We start from the raw sequence: 24638 nt of genomic DNA on the forward strand, positions 1-24638 counted from the left end.
CCGGCGAGGTCAACGGGTGCGGCCCCGGCGGGCGAGCGCCTTCTCCATCGCCGGTGTGCGACGAGCGACGATGTCCTCGACCGGCGGCGATCCGCCGCAGGTGTCGCAGCACGTGACGAGGCGAACCGTGCCGGTACAACCCTCGTGGCCGTACTCGATCGGCGGTCCGTCCGGCGCGGCCCAGCGGTCACCCCACTCGGTGAGCGCGAGCACGACCTTCACGAGCTCTCGCCCCTTCGGGGTCAGCGCATAGCGCGGATGCCCCTCGTCGCGATCGACGGTCATCAGCCCGCTGGCCACGAAGTGCTCGAGCCTCGCCGAGAGCACGTTGGGTGCGATGCCGAGCGCCTCCTGCAGCTGCGAGAAACGGGTGAGGCCGCGGAACGCCGCATCGCGCAGGATGAGCAGGCTCCAGCGCTCGCCGACGACCTCCAGAGCGCGCGCCGCCGAGCACACCTCGCGGTCGTAGGTCCGTCCGAGCACACGGCCAGCCTAGGTGTCCGACCCGCCGACTTGCATGACACAAGCGCGGAGGTCCCACTATGAGCCGCGCCGACGTCGACCGCTTCCTCGCCGAGCTCGGCCACGGCCGGGCCGCCGAGATCGAGCTGCTGCGCGACACCATCCGCAGCGCGCGCCCCGACCTCACCGAACGGCTGAAGTGGAAGGCACCGAGCTTCGCCGTCGACGGTGACGACCGCATCACGTTCCGGCTCCGGCCAGGGGACCGGGTGGAGCTCGTGTTCCACCGGGGCGCCGCCACCCGGGAGGACGTCGCGTCCTTCGACTTCATCGATCCGTTCGGGCTCATCAGCTGGCGCAGCCCCGACCGGGGCGTCATCGCCTTCGCCGACGAAGCCGCGGTCCGCGACCACCTCCCGGCGGTCGCCGAACTGGTCGACCGCTGGATCGAAGCCACTCGCTGACCCCGCTGCGACCGCGGGTCCCGGCGGGAGGCGCCGGTGACGGAGCCCCGCACGGCGTCAGCGGAAGTCAGCGGCGTGCCGGCGGGCCCAGTCGAGGAAGGGACCGGCCGACCGCCCGAGCATGCGCGGGATGTCGTCCCGACCTCTTGCTCGACGGGCAGGGGCTCACCGAGGACGGCGAGCGTGCCGTCGGCCACCACCGCGGGCATGATCGCCAGCAGCTGCTCACGGGCAGCCTCCCGGGACAGCTCGACGAAGCGCACGGGCTCGCCGATCGCCGATCCGATGGCCGCGACCCGCTGGCGAGGACTCACCGCCTCGGGCCCGGTCAGCACGTAGGTCCGGCCGGCGTGGCCGTCGCCGCGCAGCGCGGCGGCGGCCATCGCGGCGATATCAGCCGGATCCACCCAGGGAAGGGCGACGTCCCCGAACGGCGCGGCGATCGTCCGCGCCGACCGGACCGACGGCGCCCACATCAGCGCGTTGGAGTGGAATCCGCTGGGCCGCAGGATCGTCCACTCGAGCCCTGATCCCTGCACGGCGGCCTCGAACCTGCGGAGGTGCTCGTGCGACGGCGCCGTTGGCCGCGTTCCGGCCAGCTGGGACGACACGAGCACGATCCGGTGCGCACCCGACGCGGCGACGACCTCGACCAGCCCGTCGGGGTCGACACCCTCGCCGCCACCGGCGACCAGCAGGAAGACCGCGTCGGCGCCGTCGAGGGCAGGGGCGAGCGAGGCCGGATCGGTCAGGTCGGCGGGGACGTGCCGGGCCCGCCCCACCCCGGTTCGGGTACCGCGGGAGACGGCCCCCACCTCGTCGGGGCCGCGGGACAGCAGCTCGACCAGAGGCCGTCCGATGTTGCCGGTGGCCCCGGTGACCACGATCGTCGCCATGCCGGTTCGCTCCTTTCGAGAGCAGCTGGAGGACAGAAGCAGCTGGGGTCGGAAGCGCTGAAGAACGCTGAGAGGAGTCGTACCACTTGCGGATAGTAGGTACCTAGGAGATAGTGACTATCCGTGGAGCCAGCGAGGTCGGGATGCAAGATCAGCCCGGTCGTCGACATCGTCTTCAGCCGGTGGACGACGCCGATCCTCTGGGCGCTGAACGCCGAAGGGCCGCTGCGCTTCGTCGAGCTGCAGCGCCGCCTCGGCTCGATCACCCCGAAGGTCCTCACCCAGCGGCTGCGCCAGCTGGAACGGGACGGGCTCGTGCGCCGGACCCAGCACCTCGAGGTGCCGCCCCGCGTGGAGTACGAGATCACCGACCTCGGGCGCAGCCTCGCCCCGGCCTTCCACACGCTCGCGGAGTGGGTCGATCGACACCTCGCCGACGTGGAGGCGGCCCGCAAGAGCTACGACGACGCAGGTCTCCCGATGCCGTAACGCCGGCCGGACGAGCTCGACCAACGCAGCGCAGTGCGAACTGCGTCTAATGTGCTTGCGTATGCGAACTAATCGTGGTGGCCTCGAAACGTGCCGCCATCCACGATCCGCCGTCCGCGCCTGGTCATCACCGTGCTCGCGGCGAGCGGTCTGGTGGTCTCGCTCATGCACACGCTCGTCGTGCCGCTGCTGCCCCGGTTCCCGCAGCTGCTGAACACGACCGCGGCCACCGCGACCTGGCTCGTCACCGCGACGCTGATCGCGGGCGCCGTCGCCGCGCCGCTGCTCGGCCGGCTCGGCGACATGTACGGCAAGCGCCGGATGCTGCTGGTCTCCCTCGGTCTCATCACGGCGGGCTCCGCGCTCGGCGCGGTCGCGCACGACATCGGCACGCTGATCGTCGCCCGGTCCCTGCAGGGCGCCGCGCTCGGTGTGGTCCCGCTGGGGATCAGCATCATGCGCGACGTCCTGCCCCCGGGCCGGGTCGGCGCCGGCATCGCGCTGATGAGCTCGTCGCTGGGCATCGGCGGGGCCATCGGGCTGCCGGTCACCGGGGTGATCGCCCAGGTGTCCGACTGGCGCTGGCTCTTCGCCGGGGCCGCCGCCCTGGCGCTGCTCCTCGTCGTGCTGGTCGCGCGCCTGGTCCCGGAGTCCGTCCCCGGCACCGGCGGCCGCTTCGACCTGCTCGGCGGCATCGGGCTCGCCGCGGCGCTCACCTGCCTGCTGCTGGCGATCTCCAAGGGCAGCGAGTGGGGCTGGACCTCGGCCGTCGTGCTCGGCCTGTTCGGCGCGGCGATCGTGCTGTTCACCCTGTGGGGCAAGCGGGAGTGGCGCATCCCCGAGCCGCTGGTCGACCTGCGGGTGACCAGCCGGCCGGCGGTCCTGTGGACCAACGTGGCCACGGTGCTCATCGGCTTCTCGATGTTCGCCGGGTTCCTCGTCACCACCCAGGTCCTGCAGGCGCCGACCAGCAGCGGGTACGGGTTCGGCCTCTCGCTCGTCGCCGCGGGCCTCGTGCTGCTGCCCAACGGCGCCGTCATGACCGTGCTGTCCCCGATCTCCGCGCGGATCTCGCGGCGCCGCGGCGCCCGCACCACGGTGCAGCTGGGCATCGCCCTGCTCGCCGCCGGCAACATCGGCATGGCGTTCCTGCCGCACTCGCTGCCGCTGCTGATCCTCGCGATGGTCGTCACCTCCACCGGCGCGACACTGGCCTACTCGACCCTGCCGCTGATCATCATGAGCGCGGTGCCCCCCACCGAGACCGCGTCGGCGAACAGCCTCAACGCACTGGCGCGGATGCTCGGCACGTCGTCGTGCAGCGCCTTCGCGGCCGCGGTGTGCTCCGCGTTGGTGATTCAGGTGGACGGGCGGGTGCTGCCGTCCGCCGGCGCCTACGCGGTGGTCTACGGCGGTGCGGCCGTCGCGGCCGGGTTCGCGGCGGCGCTCGTCCGGCGCACGTCGGCCGGGCGGGTGCCGGCGGACGCCCGTACCGCACAGCCCGCGCAGTCCGTGACGGCGTAACCCCTCAGCGTCCGCCCCCACCCCGCTCCCTGACGGCAACGAACGGCACTCTCGTCCACTCCGGGTGGACGAGAGTGCCGTTCGTTGTCTTCCCGCCGGGTCTCACGGACCCTTTCGGCAGACGTGCAGAACCGTGCAGACCCGGGTGCGATGTTCGTCCAACTTCCTTGCGGCCGGGAACGACCGCGTGGTCGGCTGATCCGGTGCCGCCGCCCGCCCGACGCCGACCCATGCTGGTGATCGGCGTCCTCGCGGCGTGCGGCCTCACCGTCTCGCTGATGCAGACGCTCGTGGTGCCGCTGCTCCCGCGGTTCCCCGTGCTGCTGGACACCACCCCGGCCACGGTGACCTGGCTGGTCACGGCGACGCTGATCGCCGGCGCGGTCTGCACGCCGCTGCTCGGCCGGCTCGGCGACATGTACGGCAAGCGGCGCTTGCTGCTGGTCGCGCTCGGGCTCGTCGCGCTCGGTTCGGCCGTCGGGACCGCGGCGCCCGACGTCGGCACGCTCATCGCCGGCCGCGTTCTGCAGGGCGCCGCGATGGGGGCGATCCCGCTCGGGATCAGCATCATGCGCGACGTCCTGCCCCCGGGCCGGGTCGGCGCCGGCATCGGGCTCATGAGCTCGTCGCTGGGCATCGGCGGGGCGCTCGCCCTGCCCCTGGGTGGACTGGTCGCCCAGGAGGCCAGCTGGCGCTGGCTCTTCGCCGCCACCGGCGTGCTCGCGCTCGGGCTGCTCGGCGCCGTGGCGGGTCTGGTGCCGGAGTCCGCCCTCCGCACGGGTGGCCGGTTCGACCTGCTCGGCGCCGCCGGCCTCGCCGCAGCGCTCACCTGCCTGCTGCTGGCGATCTCCAAGGGCAGCGAGTGGGGCTGGACCGCCCCGGCGGTGCTCGGTCTGCTCGCCGCCGCGGCCGTGCTGTCCGCGGCCTGGGGAGCCTGGGAGTGGCGCACCCCCCGCCCACTCGTCGATCTGCGCATCAGCGCCCGGCCCGCGGTGCTGTGGACGAACGTGGCCTCGGCACTCGTCGGGTTCGCGATGTTCGCCGGGTTCCTGCTGGCCACCCAGCAGCTGCAGGCACCGCCCGCCACCGGCTACGGCTTCGGCCTCTCGCTCGTGGCCACCGGGCTGGTGCTGCTGCCCACCGGCGTCGCCATGATGGTCTTCTCCCCGCTCTCGGCGCGCATCTCCCGGGCCCGCGGGCCGCGGACGACGGTCGTGCTGGGCACTGCTGTGCTCGGTGTGGGCAACGCGGCACTGGCGTGCATGCTGCCCTCGGCCGGGCTCGTCGCGTTCGCGATGGTCCTCACCGCCGTCGGGACGGCGCTCGCCTACGCCGCGGTTCCCCTCATGATCATGAACGTGGTGCCGGCCACCGAGACCGCCTCCGCGAACGGCCTCAACGCGCTCATGCGCTCGCTCGGCACGTCGTCGTGCAGCGCGTTCGTCGCGGCGGTCACCTCGGCGCTGGTGACGCGCACGGAGGGGCTGGTGCTCCCCTCGGCCACCGCGATCGTCGTGGTCTACTCCGCGGGCGCGGCGGCGGCCCTCGCCGCGGCGCTGATCGTGTGGTGCACCGACGCCGGACGCCGCCGCTCCGATCCGGCGGACGTGCGCGATCCGCAGCGCGTCGAGGGCCGACCCAGCCGTTCGTCGTGATCCACCCGAGCGACCTTCGCCCACCTTCCTTGCGATTGCGAACTATCCCGTGGTGATCTGAGGCGGTGCCGCGGCCCGCCGATCACCGTCCCCTGCTCGTGGTCGGCGTCCTCGCGACGTGCGGTCTGACCGTCTCGCTGATGCAGACCCTGGTCGTACCGCTGCTGCCGCGGTTCCCGCAGCTGCTCGCGACCACCCCGGCCACGGTCTCCTGGCTGCTCACCGCCAACCTGATCGCCGGTGCGGTCACCACTCCCCTGCTCGGTCGCCTCGGCGACATGTACGGCAAGCGGCGCATGCTGCTGGTCGCGCTCGGGTTCCTCGTGCTGGGCTCCGGCCTGGCCGCCACCGCGCCCGACATCGGCACGCTCATCGCCGCCCGCGCGCTGCAGGGCGCCGGGTTCGGAGTCATCTCGCTCGGCATGAGCATCATCCGCGACGTCCTGCCGCCCGCCCGCGTCGGCGCCGGCGTCGGGCTGATGAGCTCGTCGCTCGGCGTCGGCGGCGCCGTCGGGCTGCCGATCACCGGCGTGGTCGCGCACGTGGCCAGCTGGCGGCCGCTCTTCGCCGCCGCAGCGCTGTTCGGCCTGTTCCTGGTGGTGCTGGTGGCGCTGGTGGTGCCCGAGTCGGCGGTGCGCACGGGCGGCCGGTTCGACCTGATCGGCGCGGCCGGCCTCGCCGCAGCGCTCACCTGCGTGCTGTTGGCGATCTCGAAGGGCAACGAGTGGGGCTGGGCCTCCCCGGCCGTGCTGTGCCTGTTCGGCGGCGCCCTCGTGCTGTTCCCCGTCTGGGGTGCGTGGGAGTGGCGCGCCCGGCGGCCGCTGGTCGACCTGCGCGTCAACGCCCGGCCCGCGGTGCTGTGGACCAACGTGTCGGCCGTGCTCGCCGGGTTCTCGATGTTCGCCTGCTTCGTCGTCATCACTCAGCTGCTGCAGGCCCCGCCCGGCACCGGGTACGGCTTCGGCCTCCCGCTCGCCGTCGCCGGGGCGGTGCTGGTGCCCGTCGGCGTTGCGATGACGGTCTTCTCCCCGCTGTCCGCGCGGCTGTCCCGGGCCCGCGGCGCCCGCACGACGGTGCTCACCGGCGTCGCCCTGATGATCGGCGGCAACCTCGGCCTGGCGAGCGTGCCGCGTTCGGTCGTGCTGCTCATGGTCGCCACGACCGTCACCGCGTCCGGGACCGCGCTGGTCTACGCGGCGCTCCCGCTGATGATCATGGATGCGGTGCCGGCCACGGAGACCGGATCGGCCAACGGCCTCAACACGCTGGCGCGCATGCTCGGCACCTCCACGTGCAGCGCGTTCATCGCAGCCGTCAGCTCCGGGCTGGTCACGGACGTGGGCGGGCAGGTGTGGCCGGCCACGGCCGCGTACACCGCGATCTTCGCCACCGCCGCCGCGGCAGCGCTGGTGGCCGGGCTGATCGTGGCGGTCAGCCCCGCCGGGCGGACCCCGGTCGACGCCCCGCGGCCGGCGGAGCAGCAGGTGCCGGCCTGAGATCAGTCCTTCGCCGTGCGCGTGTCAGTGCGCAGCGGGTGTCCCGGCGGCACCTCCACGAGCACGATCCGCGTGCCCTCGGGGTCGGCGATCCACATCTCGTACAGCCCCCACGGCTCCAGCCGGGGCTCGCGGACCACGTACTGCTTGACCTGCTCCTGCGCGGCCGCGAGGTCGCGCACCTGCAGCCACAGCGCCCCCGGCGAGGGCGGGCCGGGCTCGTGCCCGTGCCCCGAGACTTCCAGCAACCCGTTGCCCAGGAAGAACACGGTGCCGCCGGGGAACTCGCGAGCGATCGCGAGCCCCAGCACGTCGCGGTAGAACGCCACGCTGCGCTCGTAGTCGGCGGGCCGCAGCAGGACCCGGCTGGCGAGAATCTCCATCAGGTGCTCATCTTGATCGCTCCGAGCGCCGATGGCTCGTCTGGATCGATGCGCAGCGCGCTCATCACCCGCGCCAGCCCCAGGTACGCGCCCGTGACCAGGCACAGCTCGACGATCTCCCGGTCGCCGAGCTGCTCGGCGAGCGCGGCGTAGCGGTCGTCGGGCACCTCGCCGTCGCGGACGAGGTCGGCCGCGAACTCCAGCACCGCCCGCTCCCGCGGCGGGAACGGGGAGAGATCACCCCGCTCCAGCGCGGCGAGCTGCTCCTCGGTCGCGCCGCACGCCCGCGCGACCGGCGCGTGCTGGTCCCACTCGTAGCGAGCGGCGAGCCGACCCACCTGCAGGATCGCCAGCTCGCGCAGCAGCGGGTCGAGCGCCAGGTCGTTCAGCAGCGCACCGGAGTACCGCAGCCACGGCACCAGCGCGGTCTCGGCGTGCGCCAGGAGCTTGAAGACGTTCAGGTCGGGCAGCCGGGACAGGGCCTTCGCCGTGGCCGGAGAAGCGGTGGCGGGATCGACGTAGGGGACGCGGGCCATACCCCGATCGTTGCAGGCGCTCAGGCCGGGTGGTTCTTCGCGTGGGTCGCGACGATCTCGGCGAGCTGCTCGGGCACCTCGTCGGGGATCCAGTGGCTCACCCCGGGCAGCTCGACGAACTCGTACGGACCGGTCACCTCGGCCTGCGCGTGCAGGGTCGACTGCCGGGTCAGCGCCGTGTCGCCCGTGCTCCACACGAACCGGGTCGGCACGCTCACCTTCGCCCCGAACGACGGCGGGGCGAGGAACAGCGCGCGGTACCAGTTGAGCGCCGCGGTGAGCCGATCCGGATCGGCGAGCGCGGCGGCGTCCCGGTCGGCCGCGGCGGGCGGCAGCCCGGTGCGGCGCAGCAGCGCACGCAGCCGCCCCGGCGCGCCCAGCAGCCGCTCGGGCAGTCGCGGCAGCTGGAACACGTACATGTACCAGGACGCGAGCCCTTGCCGGCTGGTCAGCAACGAGCGCAGGAACGCCCGCGGCGGCGGCACGCTCACGGCCGTGAGGGTGGCCACGCGTTCGGGATCGCGGGCCGCGAGCGACCACGCCACCGCGGCGCCCCAGTCGTGCCCCACCACGTGCGCCCTGCTGCCCGGGCCCACGACGTCGTCGAGCACGGCGATCGCGTCCGCGACCAGCTCCGGCAGCACGTAGTCGCGCCGCCGCGGCGGCCGGGCACCCGGCGAGTAGCCGCGCTGGTCGGGGGCGATGCAGCGGAACCCGTCTGCGGCCAGCAGCGTCGCGACCGCCTCCCACGACCGGCCGGTCTGCGGGAAGCCGTGCAGGAGCAGCACGGGGACCCCGTCGTCGGGCCCCCAGGTGTGGACGTCGAACCGGAGCGCACCGCGCGTTGCCGTCACCACGTGACCATGATGGCCCCCACATCACTTGCACCCCGGCCCCGGGCCAGATTGGGTGTCCGACGTGACCTCCCCTACGCGCGACCCGTGGATCACTGCCCCGCACCGGCCCGGCATGGAACGATGCACGACGGTTTCGGGGCAGGGAGGAGCACGGTGACGGGCCAGGAGCCGGTAAGACCGTTCACACGGATCGCGATCGTCAACCGCGGCGAGCCCGCGATGCGGCTCATCAACGCTGTGCGCGAGTGGAACGCGGAGGGCCGCAGGCAGCTGCGCACGATCGCGGTGTACACGGCGGTCGACCGGCACGCCATGTTCGTGCGCGAGGCCGACGAGGCGGTGCTCATCGGGCCGGCGGATCCCGAGCAGGCGTTCGGCACCAGCCCGTACCTCGACTACGCCGAGCTGGCCCGGGCTCTGCGCGAGTGCGAGGCGGACGCGGTGTGGCCCGGCTGGGGCTTCGTGTCGGAGAAGTCCGACTTCGCGCGCATGTGCCGGCAGATGGGCATCGTGTTCGTCGGGCCGTCACCGGAGGTCATGGAGCGGCTGGGCGACAAGATCGCCTCGAAGAAGCTGGCCGAGGAGGTCGGCGTGCCGATGGCCGCGTGGAGCGGTGGCCCGGTGGCCGATCTCGCCGCGGCCCGCGAGCACGCCGAGCGCATCGGTTACCCGCTGATGGTGAAGGCCACCGCGGGCGGCGGCGGGCGCGGCATCCGCCGGGTCGACAGCCCCGATGAGCTGGAGGAGGCGTTCACCCGCGCGGCGGCGGAGGGCGCGCGGACCGCGGGCGACGCGACCGTGTTCCTGGAGCGGGCGATCCCCGGCGGACGCCACGTCGAGGTGCAGGTCGTCGCCGACGCCACCGGGGACGTGTGGACGCTCGGCATCCGCGACTGCTCGGTGCAGCGGCGCAACCAGAAGGTGATCGAGGAGTCGGCGTCCACTGCGCTGGATCCCGAGCAGGAGGAGCTGCTGCGCACCTCGGCGGCGGCGCTGGCGAAGGCCGCCGGCTACGTGAGCGCCGGCACCGTCGAGTTCCTCTACGAGCCCAAGGAGCGGCTGCTGTCGTTCCTGGAGGTCAACACCCGGTTGCAGGTGGAGCACTGCGTCACCGAAGCCACCACGGGCATCGACATCGTCAAGCTGCAGCTGCACATCGCCGCGGGCGGGCGGCTGGCCGACTTCGGCGCGCCGCCCCAGGCGCGCGGGCACGCCATCGAGGCCCGGCTCACCGCGGAGGACCCCGAAGCGGGCTTCGCCCCAGCGCCCGGGCGGATCGTGCACCTGGCGCTGCCGGCGGGGCCGGGCATCCGCGTCGACACCGGCGTGGCCGAGGGCGACACGATCCCGCCCCAGTTCGACTCGATGATCGCCAAGGTCATCGCGTGGGGCCGCGACCGCGCCGAGGCCCGCGCCCGGCTCTCCCGCGCGCTGCGCCAGACCGCGGCGGTGATCGACGGCGGCACGACCAACAAGTCGTTCCTGCTCGACATCCTCGACCGGCCCGAGGTCCGCTCCGGAGAGGTCGACACCACCTGGCTCGACACGATGATGGCCGGCGGCTACACGCCGCCGCGCCGGCTCGACATCGCGCTGCTCGCCACCGCCGTCGAGGCCCAGGACGCGCACGTGGCCCGCCAGCGCGCCCGCCTGTTCGCCTCCGCCGAGCGCGGCCGGCCCGAGGTCGGCCACGAGACCTGGCACCAGGTGGACGTGCGCGCGGCGGGCCGGTCCTACCGCATGCGGGTGGCGCAGAGCCGCAGCCACCGCTACCGCGTGGAGATCACCGATGCCGACGGCGCCACTGCCGCCGTGGACGTCGACGTGGAGCGCACCGGCCGGTTCGAGCGCAAGCTCACCGTCCGCGGCGAGTCGTTCGCGGTGCTGTCGGTGCCGCAGGGCAGCGACTTCCTCGTCGAGGTCGACGGCGCGGTGCACCGCATCTCCGGCGGCGAGGCCGGGCTGGTGCGCGCGCCCGCCCCGGCGATGGTCGTGGCGATCCCGGTGCGCGAGGGCGACACCGTCGAGGCGGGCGACGTCGTGGCCGTCGTCGAGTCGATGAAGCTGGAGACGGCGCTGCGCGCTCCGGTGTCCGGCCGTGTCCGTGAGGTGCTGGTCGCGGCGAACACGCAGGTCGAGGGCGGCACCAAGCTGATCCGCCTGGAACCCGACGGCGCAGGCGGCGACGCGGGCGGCGAGCGGGTCGACCTGTCCGCGCTGGCCGCCCGGCACAGCCGGGAGCGCCGCGACCCGGCCCGGACCGCCGCCGACGCGCTCACGTCGCTGCGGCACCTGGTGCTCGGCTTCGACATCGACGAGCGCGACGCGCGCCCGCTGCTGGCCGCCCTGACCGAGGCCCGCGAGCAGCTCGCCCCCGACGACGCCCGGGTGCTCGACGGCGAGATGGCGATCTTCGAGATCTTCGCCGACCTGTGCTCGCTGTCGCGCAACCGGCGCGGCCCCGAGGACGAGAGCGAGCAGATCGACCCGCGCGGCGAGGAGGCCCGCAACCCGCAGGAGTACCTGTACGCGTACCTGCGCTCCCGCGACGCGGAGGCCGAGGGCCTGCCGGAGTCGTTCCGGGCGAAGCTGCGCCGGGCGCTGGCCCACTACGGGGTGGCCGACCTGGAACCGGCCACGGAGTCGGCCGCCGACGCGCTGCACACCGCGCTCTACCGCATGTTCCTCGCCCACCGCCGGGCGAGCGCCCAGGTGCCGGTGCTGCTGGACCTGCTGCAGTGGCGGCTGGCCCACCCGGACTCGCTGCCGGGGCCCGCCCGCGACCGCTACCACCGGGTCCTCGACCGGCTCGTCACCGCCACCCAGCTGCGCCACCCCGTCGTCGGCGGGCTGGCCCGGCGGGCGCGGCACGTCTGCTTCCGCGCCCCGCTGATCGCCGCCGAGCGCACCCGCGGGCAGCAGGAGGTGCGCGAGGAGCTGGAGCGGCTGTCCAGCGACCCGCAGCAGCGGGCCCGGCAGATCGAGAAGATCGTCTCGGCGGGCGAGCCGATCCTGAGCGTGTTCGGGCCGCGGCACCACGACGTGATGCTCGAGGTGATGACGCGGCGGTACTACCGCATCCGGCCGCTGCGCGACGTCGAAGTCACCGACCGCGGCGGGCGGCCGCTGCTCACCGCGCGCTACGACCACCAGGGCCGCCAGATCACCGTGCTCGCGACCACCGTGCACACCGCGCCGGACGCGCCGCCGTGGGGCGAGCCGATGACCGTGCAGGGCGATCTGCGCCGGATCATCGCCGGGCTGTCCGAGGACAGCGTCGTATCGCTCGACATCTACGTGATCGCGGGTGAGGCACCCGACTCCGATCCCGAGCGCTCGTCGGAGAAGATCCGCTCGATGCTCGGGCGGCTGCCCGAGAAGCTGGAGCGGGTCGCCGTCGCGGTGCGCCGCCCCGGCGGGGACGAGCGCACGGCCTGGTTCACCTTCGTGCCGGGCGAGGGACGCCGGCCGGAGGAGAACCGCACGCTGCGCGGGCTGCACCCGATGGTGGCCGAGCGACTGGGTCTGTGGCGGCTGGAGGGCTTCGAGCTCACCCGACTCCCCTCCCCCGTCGACGTGCACGTGTTCCGCGCCGTCGGCCGCGACGTGCCGGAGGACGAGCGGCTGATCGTGCTCTCCGACGTGCGCGAACTGACGGTCCAGCGCGACGAGAACGGGCAGATCCGGGCGCTGCCGCAGCTGGAGCTCGTCCTCGACTCGTGCCTGGACGCGCTGCGCTCGGCGCGCGCCGAGGCCCACACCGGCGGCCGCAACGGCGCCCGGCTCGACTGGAACCGGGTGCTGCTGTACGTGTGGCCGGTCGTCGACGTGGCGCTGGAGGACCTGGACTCGGTGGTGCGGGTGCTCGCACCGCGCTCGGAGAACCTCGGCCTGGAGCAGGTGATGGTGCAGTTCCGGCACCGCACCCGGCCCGAGGACGAGCCGCAGGAGTACATGCTGCGGATGTCGCGACCGCCGGGCGCCGGGCTCACCGTGCGCGTCACGAGGCCGCCGACGGAGCCGATGCGCCAGCTCGACTCCTACCACCAGAAGGTGATCCGGGCGCAGCGGCGCGGCGCGGTCTACCCGTACGAGCTGGTGCCGATCCTCGTGCGCAACCCGGAACGGGGCGGGCCGGACGGCACGTTCACCGAGTACGACCTCGACCAGACCGGCGCCGCTGTGCCGGTGTCCCGACCGCCGGGCGGCAACACCGCGGCCATCGTCATGGGCGTGGTGAACACGCCGACGAGCCGCTACCCGGAGGGCATGACCCGGGTCGTGCTGCTCGGCGACCCGACGAAGGCGCTCGGTTCGCTGGCCGAGCCGGAGTGCGCGCGGGTGTGCGCGGCCGTCGAGCTCGCGCGCAAGCTGCAGGCGCCGATCGAGTGGTTCGCCGTCTCCGCGGGCGCGAAGATCGCCATGGACTCCGGCACGGAGAACATGGACTGGATCTCCCGCGCCCTGCGCGCGATCGTCGAGTTCACCCAGGACGGCGGCGAGATCAACGTCGTCGTCGCGGGCATCAACGTCGGCGCGCAGCCGTACTGGAACGCCGAGGCGACGATGCTCATGCACACCAAGGGCATCCTCGTCATGACGCCGGACAGCGCGATGGTGCTGACCGGCAAGCAGTCGCTCGACTACTCCGGCGGCGTGTCGGCCGAGGACAACTTCGGCATCGGCGGTTACGACCGGATCATGGGCCCGAACGGGCAGGCGCAGTACTGGGCGCCGGACCTGTCCGGGGCCATGGACGTGCTGCTCGCCCACTACCAGCACACGTACAAGGCGCCCGGGGAGCGGTTCCCGCGGCCGGCCCCGACGTCCGACCCGATCGACCGCGACATCTCCACGTCGCCGCACTCGGGCCCGGGCACGGACTTCACCACGGTCGGCCAGATCTTCCGGGACAACCCGGGCCGGAAGAAGCCGTTCGACATCCGGTCGCTGATGAACGCGGTCGCCGACGCCGACCACCCGACCCTGGAGCGGTGGGTCGACATGATCGACGCCGAGGGCGCGGTCGTGTTCGACGCGCACCTGGGCGGGCAGCCGGTGTGCCTGATCGGCATCGAGTCGCGCCCGCTGCCGCGGCGCGGGCCGCTGCCGGTCGACGGGCCGACCACGTTCACCGCGGGCACGCTGTTCCCGAAGTCGTCGAAGAAGGTGGCCAGGGCGATCAACGCGGCCAGTGGGAACCGCCCGCTGGTGATCCTGGCGAACCTGTCGGGGTTCGACGGGTCCCCGGAGTCGCTGCGTCAGCTGCAGCTGGAGTACGGCGCCGAGATCGGCCGCGCGGTGGTCAACTTCGACGGGCCGATCGTGTTCTGCGTGGTGTCGCGTTACCACGGCGGTGCGTTCGTGGTGTTCTCCGCGACGCTGAACGACAACATGGAGGTCGCCGCCGTCGAGGGCTCGTACGCGTCGGTGCTGGGCGGAGCACCTGCCGCGGCCGTCGTGTTCGCCGGTGAGGTGAACAAGCGGACCGCGGCCGATCCGCGCGTCGCCGAGCTGGAGCGGCGGATCGCCGAAGCCCGCCGCGCCGGCAACGACACCGAGGCGTCGGCGCTCACCGCGGAGCTGGCGGCCGTGCGGCCCGGGGTGCGCGCGGAGAAGCTCGGCGAGGTGGCCGACGAGTTCGACGCCACGCACTCGATCGAGCGAGCCAAGCGGGTCGGGTCGGTGCACGAGATCGTGGCGCCGGAGCGGCTGCGGCCGTACCTGATCGACGCGGTGCGCCGCGGGATGGCGAAGGTGGCGGCGGCGCAGTAGGAGCCCGCACGAGCAGCGCTCGTCGAGGACACGCTGCCGCGATCAGCAGGGCGTCTCGATCGCGGCGACGCCGTCCTCGACGCGCCCACCTCAGCGGGTGCAAAGACCCTTCATCTCCAGCACCCGGGCCACCGCCGTGTCGTTGGCGGCCGGCTCCAGGGTGCCGTCGGCCAGGGCCCGTTCCAGTGCGGTGAGCACTGGGGCGACGTCGCCGCCCGCCGACCACAGCGCCTGGTCCGCGCCGGCAGCCAGTGCGCGGGTGACGGCCTGGGCCACGGTGAACCGGGACGTGATCGCCTTCATCGCGCCCAGGTCGTCGGTGACGACGACGCCGTCGAACCGGTAGTCCTCGCGCAGCAGCCGGTACGCCTCGGGCGTGAGCGACGTGGGCAGGTCGCCGGTCAGGCCGGGCACGTCGAGGTGGCCGACCATGACCTGGTCGCCGGGCTGCGGCAGCGTCTCGTACGGGCGCAGGTCGCCGGCGCGCAGCTGGTCCAGCGGCGGGGTGGACACCCGGCCGCGGTGCGAGTCGCCGCTGCTGTGGCCGTGCCCCGGGAAGTGCTTGAACACCGGGGTGATCCCGGCGGCGCGCAGGCCCTCGGCGAAGGCGCCCGCGTAGGTCGTGACGACGTCCGGGTCGTTCGAGAACGAGCGGTCGCCGATGACCGCGTTCGCCGGCTGGTCGCTCACGTCGGCGACGGGCGCGTAGTCGACGGTCACCCCGCGGGCGGCCAGCTTGCGGCCCCGCTCCTCGGCGAGCGCGCGGACCTCGGCCACCGGCCGCTTCGCCATCGACCGGGCGCTGGGCAGCTGCCCGTCGAGCATCTCGATGCGCTGCACGCGCCCGCCCTCGTCGTCGACGGCGACCGACACCGGGATCCGGGCCACCGCCTGCACCTTCCGCAGCGCCTGGTCGGTCAGCAGCGCGGTGTCGTTGCCGCCGAGGAAGATGCCACCGACCTGGGTCTCACGCACGGTCTCCACCGTCCCGGCGACGTCCCCGGCGTCGACCCCGACGACGAGCCGCTGCGCGAGCTTCGCCCGGGGCGTCATGCCCGCGAGCACCCGCGCGCAGGACGGCGGCGCTCCCGCAGCGGCCGGCGGTTCGGCGGCTGGGGCGGCGAGCGGCTGCACCGGCCCCGCGGCGGGAGCCGGCAGCAGCACGAGCACAGCCAGGACCGAGAGCACCGCGCCCGACGCGAGGGCGGAGAGGCAGCGGTGCGCGACACGGTGACCCATCGCCCGACATCCTCCTCCCCCGCCGCCCGGCTCGCCGGCCCGCCCCTACCGCACGATCGGGGGGACCTGTTCACCAGGGCGGACGGGCCCGGGCGGGGTGCCGTCGCCGAACGGGCGCCCGCCGAGCCGGGCGCGCGAGTGCGGTTCCAGCCAGACCCGCGGATCCGGGCCCTTCGGGACCACGCCGGTCGGGTTGATCTGCCGGTGGACGCCGTAGTAGTGCTGCTTGATCTGCTCGAAGTCGATCGTGTCGCCGAAGCCGGGCGTCTGGAACAGGTCGCGCGCGTACTCCCACAGCACCGGCATCTCCGTGAGCTTCTGCCGGTTGCACTTGAAGTGGCCGTGGTAGACCGCGTCGAAGCGGACGAGCGTGACCCACAGCCGGATATCCGCCTCGGTGATCGTGTCGCCGACGAGGTAGCGCTGGTGCGCCAGCCGCTCGGACAGCAGGTCGAGGTGCGTGAACAGCCGGTCGTAGGCCTCCTCGTACGCCTCCTGCGTGGTGGCGAACCCGCAGCGGTAGACCCCGTTGTTGACCTCGGTGTAGATCCCTGCCATGACCTCGTCGATCTCGGCACGCAGGTGCTCGGGATACAGGTCGGGCGCGCCGGGTCGGTGGTAGGCCTTCCACTGGGTGGAGAAGTCCAGGGTGAGCTGCTGGAATCCGTTGGTCACGACCTTGCCGCTCGAGATCTCGACCATCGCGGGAACGGTGATGCCGCCGGAGAAGTTCGGATCGGCCTTGCGGTAGGCCTCGCCGAGCCACTCGATGCCCAGCACCGGGTCGCGGTTGTCCGGGTCGAGGTGGAACCGCCAGCTGCGCTCGTCGTGCAGCGGGCCGGCGATCCCCAGGGAGATCGCGTCCTCCAGCCCGAGCAACCGGCGCACGATCACCGCCCGGTTCGCCCACGGGCACGCGCGGGCGACGATGAGCCGGTACCGGCCTGGCTCCACCGGCCAGGGGGACGATCCGTCGGAAGTGATGCGCTCGTCCAGTGCGACGGGTTCGCGTTCGTAGGCTCCTTCTCCGGCCATGATCCCGACGCTACCCGCGGCCTGCGAGGATCGTCGGGTGAGCGCACTCGAGGACCTCGTCCGCCCGGGTATGCGGATCGCCCTCGCCGACGGCACCGGATCGCCGCGGGCCCTGACGCCGCAGCTGTGCGAGCTGGCCCGCCGCCACGGCGACCTGCGGCTGATCACCGGATGGCTGCCGGCCCAGGACCCCGGCCTGGACCCTGGGGTGTTCGCCGACGCCCGCTCCGTGATGCCCGGCTGGGGGCTGCGCCGCCACGTCGACGCGGGCACGGTGCGGGTGGTCCCGGCGCGGATGTCAGCGGTGCCGGCGCTGCTCGCCGGACCGATGCGGCCCGACCTGCTCGTGGCCTCGCTCGTGCGGCGACCGGACGGGCTGCGGTTCGGCTCCGAGGTGTCGTGGATGCGCGGGCTCGTCGAGGCCGGGGTGCCCGTGGCCGCGGTGGTGTCCACCACGATGACGTGCGCGGACGGCGGGCCACCGCTGCCGGAGGAGAACATCACCGTAGTCGCCGAGACCGACCAGGACGCGGTGGAGCTCACGAGCCCCCCACCGGGCCCCGTGGAGACCGCGATCGCTGAGCACGTCGCGCGCCTGGTGCCGGAGGGCGCCCGGGTGCAGGTGGGCCCCGGCCGGCTCGGCACGGCGGTGCTGGCGGCGCTGTCGGTGCCGGTGCGGGTCGACTCAGGGCTCCTGCCCGAGTCCGTCCTCGATCTCGACGAGCGCGGGCTGCTGCTGGGCGCCAACGCGGCGTACCTGGTGGGCACACGGCAGCTGTACGAGTGGGCCGACGGGCGCGGGGTGCTCGGGCCCGTCGAGGTGGTGCACGAGCCGGCCCGGCTGGCGGCCGCCGAGCCGCCGCTGATCGCGGTCAACACCGCGATCGAGGTCGACCTGCACGGGCAGGTCAACGTGGAGGGCACGGCGACGTCGGTCATGGGCGGCATCGGCGGCCACCCGGACTACGCGATGGCCGGCTCCCGCTGCCCGCGCGGGTTGTCGGTGATCGCGCTGGAGTCGCAGCACGGTGGGCGGCCGACGCTCGTCGAACGGCTGTCGCGGCCGGTGACGACGGGAGCGCACGACGTCGACGTGGTGGTCACCGAGCGGGGCGTGGCCGACCTGCGCGGGCTCGACAGACAGGAGCGCACCCGGGCGCTGCGAGCGCTCTGGGAGCTGTGAAGCGAAGGCCGGACGGCGACGAACGGCCCTTTCGTCCACTCGGGGTGGACGAAAGGGCCGTTCGCTGCGTGTAGACCGGGCCCGGGTCAGCGGCTGCGCGCGTCCGCCATCGCCCCGCCCGCCTCGTCCGGCGCCGCCTCCACCGGCTCACCGCGGGCACCGAACACCCAGTACCGCATGACGAGGAACCGGCAGAGCCCGCCGAGCGCACTCGCCGCCGCTACGCAGGTGGCCTCCAGCGTCGGCCCGGGATCGTCCACCAGCGCCGCGAGGATCAGCAGCACGGTGGAGCTGTAGAACGCGTAGAACACCATCGTGCCGGCGTTCTGCACGTAGTTGCGCCAGCGGTGCCCCGCCGCGCCGCCGAAGGTGAACTGCCGGTTGGCCTCGGTGGAGGCGATCGTGGAGAGCACGACGGCCACCAGGTTCGCCGGCACCGGGTCGATCCACACCCGCAGGATGAGGTAGATCAGCGCGTTGACCGCGGTGCCGAGCCCGCCGACGACCGCGTAGCGCGCCAGCTGGACGACGAACGCGTGCCTCGCCGAGAACGGGGCCGCGGATGGTGACACCATCGCCTCGACCACGTCCTCTCCCCGTCGCCGCCGCGGGATCCAGCGACCCGCTCCGGCATGTGCGCGCGCTGCCTTCCCCTCAGGACAACGCCGCGCGCACCGGGTGATTCCGTGCCGACCGGCCGGCCCAGCGTATCGGGACGGACGTCACAGCGCCCGGCGCGCCCGGGCATCAGACCGCGAGGAAGACGGTCTCGCCCTCCCCCTGCAAGCGGATGTCGAACCGGAACCGGCCCGGCCCGTCCGGGACCGCGAGCAGGGTCGATCGGCGCTCCTGCGGCACGGTGGCGAGCAGCGGGTCAGCGGCGTTGGCCGCCTGTTCGTCGGGGAAGTAGATGCGCGTGACCACCCGGTCGAGCAGGCCCCTGGCCAGCACCGACACGTCGATGTGCGGGGCCTGGCCATCGCCGATCGCGCCCGGCTTGACGCTGACGACGCGCCAGCTGCCGTCCGGCGCGGTCAGGCAGCGGCCGAACCCGCGGAACCCGCTGCCGCCGCGGGGGTCCTCGGGGTGGTCGAAGCGGCCGTCGGCGTCGGCCTGCCAGGTCTCCACGACGGCGTCCGGGACGGGCTCGCCGGCGCCGTCGGTCACCACGCCGTGGACCACGATCGCGCCCGGCGCGTCCTCGGGCACGACGAGGTGCCCGTCGGGCCAGGTCAGGCCCAGCGCGAGGTAGGGGCCGACCGTCTGCGATGGGGTGAGCTCAGGCATGGGGCTCCTCGAAGGGGGTCTGCTCGCGGCCGCGCAAGACGATGTCGAAGCGGTACGCCAGCGCCCACTCGGGCTTCGTGGCGTCGAGGTCGAACGTCGCGATCATGCGCTTGCGCGCCGCCTCGTCCGGCACCGAGTTGAAGATCGGGTCGTACGGGAAGAGCGGATCGTCGGGGAAGTACATCTGCGTCACCAGCCGCTGGGTGAACGCGCGCCCGAACAGCGAGAAGTGGATGTGCGCCGGACGCCAGGCGTTGTGGTGGTTGCGCCACGGGTAGGCACCCGGCTTGATCGTCGTGAACGAGTAGTTGCCCAGCGAGTCGGTGACGACCCGGCCGGACCCGGTGAAGTTCGGGTCCAGCGGCGCGGGCCAGTTGTCGTTCTGGTGCGCGTAGCGTCCGGCCGCGTTGGCCTGCCACACCTCGACGAGGGTGTCCGGCACCGGGCGGCCGTCGGAGTCGAGCACCCGGCCGAACACGATGATCCGCTGCCCCTGCGGTTCGCCCGCGTGCTGACGGGTCAGGTCGTTGTCGGCCGGCCCGGCGGGCCCGGTGAGCAGCGGCCCGGTGACCTCGGTGAGCCGGTGCGGCAGCAGGATCGGGCGGTGCTTCGGGGCCCGCAGCTCGGTGCTGCGGTAGGCGGGCCAGTCCAGGTTCGGGTGGGTTCCGGCAGGCGCGGGCGCGTAGCCGCGCACGTGCGTGGGGGGTGAAGTCGTCACAGGACCGCTCCGTGGGGGAATCCGGTGTAGTTCTCCGCGAGGCTGGTGGCCGCCGCGCGGCTGGACACGGTGTAGGCGAGCTGCGCCTGCTGCAGCCGCCGGTCGAACTCCGTGGCGTCGTCGAAGATGTGCAGCATCGACGTCATCCACCAGGAGAAGTGCTCGGCGCGCCACACCCGCGACAGGCACGTGCGGGTGTAGGCGTCCGCGGCCCGGTGATCGCCGCGCAGCAGGTCGCGCAGAGCACCGGCGAGCACGGCCACGTCGGCGACCGCGAGGTTCATGCCCTTGGCCCCGGTGGGCGGCACGATGTGCGCGGCGTCGCCGGCGAGGAACAGCCGCCCGCGCCGCATCGGCTCGGCGACCATGCTGCGCATGGCGGTGACGCCCTTCTCCAGCACCGGGCCCTCGTTGAGGTGGAAGCCCTCGGCGGCCAGGCGGGTGCCCAGCTCGTCCCAGATTCGGGCGTCCGACCACGACGCCGGGTCGGTGTCGGGCGGCACCTGCAGGTAGAGCCGCGTGATCTCCGGGCTGCGCATGGAGTAGAGCGCGAACCCGTTCGGGTGGTGGGAGTAGACGAGCTCGTGGTGGGTCGGCGCGGCCTTGGCGAGGATGCCGAGCCAAGCGAACGGGTAGGTGCGCTCGATCGTGCGCGGTGCGACGAGCGGCCGGCAGATGCCGTGGTAGCCGTCGCAGCCGGCCACGGCGGCGCAGGTCAGCTCGTGCCGGCGGCCCTCGGCATCGGTGAACGCGACGACGGGGGCGTCCGACTCGATGCCGCTGATCGCGATCTCGGAGACCTCGAACCACAGCTGCGCCCCGATCTCGGCGCCGTCGGCGATGCGGGCGGCGACGAGGTCCTTCACGACCTCCTGCTGGCCGTACACGGTGATGCCGCGGCCGACGAGGTCGTGGAAGTCGATGTGGTGGTCGCGGCGCTCCCCGGGTTCGCCGAAGCGCAGGGTGATGCCGGCGTGCGGCATGCCCTCGCGGTCGAGCCGGTCTGCCAGCCCGGCCTCGCGCAGCAGCTGCACCGTCGGGTGCTCGAGCACCCCGGCCCGCACCCGCTGCTCGATGTAGCTGCGGCTGCGCGCCTCCAGCACCACCGAGTCGACGCCCTCCCCGGCGAGCAGGTGGGAGAGCAGCAGCCCGGCAGGTCCGGCTCCGATGATCGCGACCTGGGTGCGCATGACGTGGAGGGTGGCTGAGCGCACCCCCCGAACACGACAGCTCTTCCGCTGAGCGGAAGGATGACGGGCGTGGGGTCATCGGTGACCGAACGCGTGCTCACCCTGCTGTCGGCGTTCAGCGCCGAGCAGCCTGAGCTGACGCTCACCGAGCTCAGCAGGCGCAGCGGGCTCCCGCTCACCACGACCCACCGGCTGGCGGGCGAGCTGGTCGCGGGCGGCGCCCTGGAGCGGCTCGACGGGCGCTACCGCATCGGGCTGCGGCTGTGGGAGATCGGCTCGCTCGCCCCGCGCGGGCTCGGCCTGCGCGAGCTGGCGATGCCGTTCCTGGAGGACCTCTGCGCCGCGACCGGGCAGAACGTCCAGCTCGCAGTGCTCGCCGACGACGGCCGCAGCCCAGAGGTCGTCTACCTGGAACGACTCGCACCGCGCAACGCGGTGAGCATCCTGACGCGCGTCGGCGGCCGCTTGCCGGCGCTCACCACCGCGGTCGGCCGGGTGCTGCTCGCGCACGCCCCGCCGGACGTGCTGGAGGCGGCGCTGGCCCGGCCGGTGCGGCGGTTCACGCCGGAGACCGTCACGGACCCGGACGAGCTGCGGCGGGCGCTGGCCGACGTCCGCCGCACCGGCGTGGCGATCACGATGCGCCAGATCGAGCTGGTGTCGCTGTCGGTGGGGGCACCGGTGCGCGGGGGCGACGGCCGGGTGGTGGCCGCGATCTCGGTGGTCGCGCCGGTGGAGGCGGGCGCGCAGCCGTACGTACCCGTCGTGGTGGCCGCCGCGCGCGGCATCTCCCGGCGGGTGGCGAACACCTCCCCCGCCTGAGCTTGCCGTTCCCGCCCGCCAGCACGACGATCACCTGCGATGCGCCCGTTCACCGTCGAGATCCCCGAGTCCGAGCTGGCCGACCTGCGTGCCCGGCTGGCCCGCACCCGCTGGCCGGAGGAGGCGACGGTCGGCGGCTGGACCCAGGGCGTGCCGCTGGACTACGCGCGCGAGCTGGTGGACTACTGGGCGCACCGCTACGACTGGCGCCGCTGCGAGGCCGAGCTGAACGCGCTGCCGCAGTTCGTCACGGGGCTCGACGGGGGCGGCGACGACAGCGTCACGGTGCACCTCATCCACCGCCGCTCGCCGCACCCGGACGCGATGCCGCTGCTGCTCACCCACGGCTGGCCCGGCTCGGTCGTGGAGTTCCTCGACATCATCGACGCGCTGGTCGATCCGCCGGACCCGCGCGATGCCTTCCACGTCGTGGTGCCGTCCCTGCCCGGGTACGGGTGGAGCGGCAAGCCGCGCGTGAACGGGTGGGGCGTGGAGCGGATCGCGACCGCGTGGGCGCAGCTGATGGACCGGCTCGGCTACGACCGGTTCGCCGCGGCGGGCGGCGACTGGGGCTCGATCATCACCTCGGCGCTGGGCACCGGGGCGCCCGAGATGCTCTACGGCATCCACCTCACGATGCCGCTCGCTCCGCGCCCCGACGACGACCCGCCGCTCACCCCGGCCGAGCAGGAGGCGCTCGCCGCCGCCCGGAAGTTCCAGCGGTTCGGCAGCGGGTACGCCGCCGAGCAGTCCACCCGGCCGCAGACGCTCGGCTACGCCCTCGCCGACTCCCCCGTCGGCCAGTGCATGTGGATCGTCGAGAAGTTCTGGGACTGGAGCGACTGCGCCGGCCACCCGGAGAACACGATCTCCCGCGACCGGTTGCTCGACAACGTCATGCACTACTGGCTGCCCAGCACCGGTGCGTCGTCGGCGCGGCTGTACTGGGAGAGCTACGGGGGGCGCCGCCGCACCGACGAGGTGCCGGTGCCGACCGGCGTCACCCGGTTCCCGCACGAGATGGTGCGGCTGCCGCGGTCCTGGCTGGAGCGCCGCTACACCGACCTGCGGTACTGGTCGGAGCCGACCAGCGGCGGGCACTTCGCGTCGCTGGAGGAGCCGGAGCTGTACGTCGACGAGCTGCGCACGTTCTTCCGCAGCCTGCGGTGAGGGTCAGTCGAAGACGAGCAGCGACGCGGTGAACGCGTGCAGGTGGTTCTGCCCCGCCACCGGGCCGATCTCGCCCGCCGCGAAGAACCCGGCCAGCCCCTCGGGGCCGAGCGCCTTCTGCACGATGCGCACGTCGTGGTCGGCGTCGGGGAACATCGCGGTGCCCCGCCCGTTGCAGGAGAACAGCAGCGCCCCCCGGGCCGGGCGCGAGCCCAGCAGCTCGGTGAGGTCCTCCCCGGCGCCCCCGGCGTCGCGGACCTGGAACCGCAGCGTCTGCCCCACCTCGACGACGTCGCCGACCGCGATCGCGCCGCCGTGCTCGTCCACCCCGAGGACCCCGCGGATGAGGAAGTCGCCGCGGCCGTGCTCATCGGCGTACTCGTCGACCGCGATGCCGACGTGCAGCCCACGGGCCACCAGCTCCTGGTCCTCGGGCTTCAGCGCCGTCACGATCTCGACGAGCCGGTGGTAGGCGGGCTGACCGGCCAGCTCCAGCACGATGTTGCGCTCGGCGCGGGTGACCGTCATCGGCGGCCCGATCGGCCGGCAGCCCTGGCTGACGACGGTCCGCACGCCGTCGGTGGCCGAGAGCCGCACCGCCACGCCGCCGCGGGCGAACGCCTCACCGTCGAGGAACAGCCGGGCCGCGCCCGGCCCGGGAGAGCCGACGAGCCCGCCGACGACCGACGCGCCGGCCGGCAGGCAGCGCAGGAAGCCCGCCGCGGGGAAGGTGTACGGATCGACGACGGCGGCCACCACGCCGCGGCCCTCGGGAAGTTCAGTGGGCAGGCCGGTCAGCTCGATGTCGCCGGCGGCGTGGCGCGCGGACATCCGGAACGTCTCGATCTCCACGCCCGGCAGCACAGCGGCCCACACGGCCACCGCGGGCCCCTGCTCCCGCCCGTGCCCGCCGCCGATCACCCCGGTCGGCGTGCCGCCGAACGCGGCGCGCGCCCCGGCGAGCTGCATGGCGCGCTCCCCCGCCGCCGCAGCCTGATCGGGGTCCTGGCCCGGCCCGGGCGCGACGAACACCGCGAGCAGATCCGGGGCCTGGCCGCCCAACCCGTCCAGTGCCTGGGCGACGGCGACCTCTGCGGCCCCCTCCAGATCGGGCCCGGTGGCGAGCCCGTCGCCGAAGCGCCGACCGGCGCCGCCGGTGCTCTCGCCGGTGTCGCCCGCTGATCGTGCCGACCCGTTCGTCATCGCGTTCCGTCCCTGCACACGTCCGTTTCGGCAGCAATCCTCGCCTACGGCCGGGAGCGGGGCCACCGGCGGTGGACGGTTTCACCGGGCGGCGTGCCCGGGTAACCGGCACGATGGTCCGCACCCCGGCAGCACCCCCCGGCGACGCGACCCCGCGGGTCGCGGGGCATAGTCCACTGGGGAAGGATTCGATCGCCAGCAAAGGCACAGAGCAGGAGGAACTCGTGGCCGAGTACTCGCTTCCGGATCTTCCG

Annotated in this window: 20 protein-coding genes and 1 pseudogene; 9 read left to right on the top strand and 12 right to left on the bottom strand. The window is 73.7% G+C overall.

Translation table 11 applies throughout. From position 1 onward, the window contains the following. Nucleotides 1–9: 9 nt before the first annotated feature. Nucleotides 10–483, bottom strand: coding sequence for a winged helix-turn-helix transcriptional regulator (locus BUE41_RS28630; protein ID WP_073460476.1), 474 nt, complete (start codon nt 481–483; stop codon nt 10–12). A 59-nt stretch (nt 484–542) separates the two neighbouring features. Here BUE41_RS28630 and BUE41_RS28635 point away from each other — a divergent pair, with 59 nt between their 5' ends. Further along, nucleotides 543–926: a DUF1801 domain-containing protein gene (locus BUE41_RS28635; protein ID WP_073460477.1), complete on the top strand. Its 384-nt coding sequence runs from the start codon at nt 543–545 to the stop codon at nt 924–926. A 263-nt stretch (nt 927–1189) separates the two neighbouring features. On the opposite strand, the pseudogene BUE41_RS28640 reads toward BUE41_RS28635, so the two are convergent. Then, nucleotides 1190–1822: pseudogene (locus BUE41_RS28640) on the bottom strand (SDR family oxidoreductase); the annotation flags it as partial. Between the two features lie 123 nt (nt 1823–1945). Here BUE41_RS28640 and BUE41_RS28645 point away from each other — a divergent pair. The 4 genes from BUE41_RS28645 (at nt 1946) to BUE41_RS28660 (ending at nt 6986) form a co-directional block, all read left to right on the top strand. Beyond that, nucleotides 1946–2311 (top strand): winged helix-turn-helix transcriptional regulator, encoded by a 366-nt coding sequence (locus BUE41_RS28645; RefSeq protein ID WP_073460478.1) that lies wholly within the window; start codon nt 1946–1948, stop codon nt 2309–2311. A 90-nt stretch (nt 2312–2401) separates the two neighbouring features. Then, nucleotides 2402–3835: an MFS transporter gene (locus BUE41_RS28650; RefSeq protein ID WP_073460479.1), complete on the top strand. Its 1434-nt coding sequence runs from the start codon at nt 2402–2404 to the stop codon at nt 3833–3835. 230 nt (nt 3836–4065) lie between these two features. After that, the gene (locus BUE41_RS28655) at nt 4066–5490 is read left to right on the top strand and encodes an MFS transporter (RefSeq protein ID WP_073460480.1); all 1425 of its coding nucleotides are present in this window, start codon (nt 4066–4068) and stop codon (nt 5488–5490) included. A 98-nt stretch (nt 5491–5588) separates the two neighbouring features. Continuing rightward, entirely contained in the window at nt 5589–6986 is a 1398-nt protein-coding gene (locus tag BUE41_RS28660) for an MFS transporter (RefSeq protein ID WP_268794575.1), read from the top strand. 2 nt (nt 6987–6988) lie between these two features. On the opposite strand, the gene BUE41_RS28665 is transcribed toward BUE41_RS28660, so the two are convergent. Genes BUE41_RS28665 through BUE41_RS28675 form a run of 3 tightly spaced genes read right to left on the bottom strand, consistent with a single transcriptional unit; the run spans nt 6989 to nt 8759 of the window. Then, complete coding sequence (locus BUE41_RS28665; RefSeq protein WP_073460482.1) at nt 6989–7369, bottom strand: VOC family protein; 381 nt, start codon at nt 7367–7369, stop codon at nt 6989–6991. Continuing rightward, nucleotides 7369–7905 (bottom strand): carboxymuconolactone decarboxylase family protein, encoded by a 537-nt coding sequence (locus tag BUE41_RS28670; protein ID WP_073460483.1) that lies wholly within the window; start codon nt 7903–7905, stop codon nt 7369–7371. Before BUE41_RS28670 ends, BUE41_RS28665 begins: the two co-directional genes overlap by 1 nt. A 20-nt stretch (nt 7906–7925) precedes the next feature. Then, nucleotides 7926–8759, bottom strand: coding sequence for an alpha/beta fold hydrolase (locus BUE41_RS28675; protein ID WP_234997647.1), 834 nt, complete (start codon nt 8757–8759; stop codon nt 7926–7928). Nucleotides 8760–8915: 156 nt separating this feature from the next. Between BUE41_RS28675 and BUE41_RS28680 the strand changes: the two genes are divergently transcribed. Beyond that, on the top strand, nt 8916–14537 hold the full coding sequence (locus tag BUE41_RS28680; protein ID WP_268794572.1) for an ATP-binding protein: 5622 nt from the start codon (nt 8916–8918) through the stop codon (nt 14535–14537). A gap of 90 nt (nt 14538–14627) precedes the next feature. Here BUE41_RS28680 and BUE41_RS28685 read toward each other — a convergent pair whose 3' ends face one another. Both BUE41_RS28685 and BUE41_RS28690 read right to left on the bottom strand, forming a co-directional pair. Beyond that, a complete protein-coding gene (locus BUE41_RS28685; RefSeq protein ID WP_073460486.1) occupies nt 14628–15776 on the bottom strand; it encodes a glycoside hydrolase family 3 N-terminal domain-containing protein in 1149 nt (382 codons plus the stop codon). Nucleotides 15777–15821: 45 nt separating this feature from the next. Next, the gene (locus BUE41_RS28690; protein ID WP_073460487.1) at nt 15822–16811 is read right to left on the bottom strand and encodes a glutathione S-transferase family protein; all 990 of its coding nucleotides are present in this window, start codon (nt 16809–16811) and stop codon (nt 15822–15824) included. A 37-nt stretch (nt 16812–16848) separates the two neighbouring features. Here BUE41_RS28690 and BUE41_RS28695 point away from each other — a divergent pair, with 37 nt between their 5' ends. After that, a complete protein-coding gene (locus BUE41_RS28695) occupies nt 16849–17994 on the top strand; it encodes an acetyl-CoA hydrolase/transferase C-terminal domain-containing protein (RefSeq protein ID WP_234997648.1) in 1146 nt (381 codons plus the stop codon). Between the two features lie 86 nt (nt 17995–18080). Here BUE41_RS28695 and BUE41_RS28700 read toward each other — a convergent pair whose 3' ends face one another. The 4 genes from BUE41_RS28700 to BUE41_RS28715 form a co-directional block, all read right to left on the bottom strand. Further along, the gene (locus BUE41_RS28700; protein WP_143172433.1) at nt 18081–18569 is read right to left on the bottom strand and encodes a GtrA family protein; all 489 of its coding nucleotides are present in this window, start codon (nt 18567–18569) and stop codon (nt 18081–18083) included. A gap of 172 nt (nt 18570–18741) precedes the next feature. Further along, entirely contained in the window at nt 18742–19281 is a 540-nt protein-coding gene (gene pcaG / locus BUE41_RS28705; RefSeq protein WP_073460489.1) for a protocatechuate 3,4-dioxygenase subunit alpha, read from the bottom strand. Beyond that, nucleotides 19274–19999, bottom strand: coding sequence for a protocatechuate 3,4-dioxygenase subunit beta (pcaH, locus tag BUE41_RS28710; protein ID WP_200804155.1), 726 nt, complete (start codon nt 19997–19999; stop codon nt 19274–19276). The genes pcaG and pcaH overlap by 8 nt, the downstream gene beginning before the upstream one ends. Next, nucleotides 19996–21189 carry a 4-hydroxybenzoate 3-monooxygenase gene (locus tag BUE41_RS28715; RefSeq protein ID WP_073460491.1) on the bottom strand — a complete coding sequence of 398 codons (1194 nt, stop codon included), beginning with the start codon at nt 21187–21189 and terminating at the stop codon, nt 19996–19998. The genes pcaH and BUE41_RS28715 overlap by 4 nt, the downstream gene beginning before the upstream one ends. A gap of 60 nt (nt 21190–21249) precedes the next feature. Between BUE41_RS28715 and BUE41_RS28720 the strand changes: the two genes are divergently transcribed. Beyond that, a complete protein-coding gene (locus BUE41_RS28720; protein ID WP_073460492.1) occupies nt 21250–22011 on the top strand; it encodes an IclR family transcriptional regulator in 762 nt (253 codons plus the stop codon). A gap of 39 nt (nt 22012–22050) precedes the next feature. Continuing rightward, a complete protein-coding gene (locus tag BUE41_RS28725) occupies nt 22051–23181 on the top strand; it encodes an epoxide hydrolase family protein (RefSeq protein ID WP_073460493.1) in 1131 nt (376 codons plus the stop codon). Between the two features lie 3 nt (nt 23182–23184). On the opposite strand, the gene BUE41_RS28730 is transcribed toward BUE41_RS28725, so the two are convergent. Beyond that, nucleotides 23185–24384, bottom strand: coding sequence for an FIST signal transduction protein (locus tag BUE41_RS28730; RefSeq protein ID WP_084756073.1), 1200 nt, complete (start codon nt 24382–24384; stop codon nt 23185–23187). Between the last annotated feature and the right edge of the window lie 254 nt (nt 24385–24638).

This window comes from Pseudonocardia thermophila, assembly GCF_900142365.1.
GTDB classification, from domain to species: domain Bacteria; phylum Actinomycetota; class Actinomycetes; order Mycobacteriales; family Pseudonocardiaceae; genus Pseudonocardia; species Pseudonocardia thermophila.

What these genes read in the sequence shown, in the direction of transcription:
- BUE41_RS28690 (WP_073460487.1), bottom strand. Translation starts at nt 16,811, where the DNA reads ATGGCCGGAGAAGGAGCCTACGAACGCGAACCCGTCGCACTGGACGAG.
- pcaG (WP_073460489.1), bottom strand. Translation starts at nt 19,281, where the DNA reads ATGCCTGAGCTCACCCCATCGCAGACGGTCGGCCCCTACCTCGCGCTG.
- BUE41_RS28715 (WP_073460491.1), bottom strand. Translation starts at nt 21,189, where the DNA reads ATGCGCACCCAGGTCGCGATCATCGGAGCCGGACCTGCCGGGCTGCTG.
- BUE41_RS28700 (WP_143172433.1), bottom strand. Translation starts at nt 18,569, where the DNA reads ATGGTGTCACCATCCGCGGCCCCGTTCTCGGCGAGGCACGCGTTCGTC.
- BUE41_RS28720 (WP_073460492.1), top strand. Translation starts at nt 21,250, where the DNA reads ATGACGGGCGTGGGGTCATCGGTGACCGAACGCGTGCTCACCCTGCTG.
- BUE41_RS28730 (WP_084756073.1), bottom strand. Translation starts at nt 24,384, where the DNA reads ATGACGAACGGGTCGGCACGATCAGCGGGCGACACCGGCGAGAGCACC.
- BUE41_RS28635 (WP_073460477.1), top strand. Translation starts at nt 543, where the DNA reads ATGAGCCGCGCCGACGTCGACCGCTTCCTCGCCGAGCTCGGCCACGGC.
- BUE41_RS28665 (WP_073460482.1), bottom strand. Translation starts at nt 7,369, where the DNA reads ATGGAGATTCTCGCCAGCCGGGTCCTGCTGCGGCCCGCCGACTACGAG.
- BUE41_RS28655 (WP_073460480.1), top strand. Translation starts at nt 4,066, where the DNA reads ATGCTGGTGATCGGCGTCCTCGCGGCGTGCGGCCTCACCGTCTCGCTG.
- BUE41_RS28685 (WP_073460486.1), bottom strand. Translation starts at nt 15,776, where the DNA reads ATGGGTCACCGTGTCGCGCACCGCTGCCTCTCCGCCCTCGCGTCGGGC.
- BUE41_RS28725 (WP_073460493.1), top strand. Translation starts at nt 22,051, where the DNA reads ATGCGCCCGTTCACCGTCGAGATCCCCGAGTCCGAGCTGGCCGACCTG.
- BUE41_RS28670 (WP_073460483.1), bottom strand. Translation starts at nt 7,905, where the DNA reads ATGGCCCGCGTCCCCTACGTCGATCCCGCCACCGCTTCTCCGGCCACG.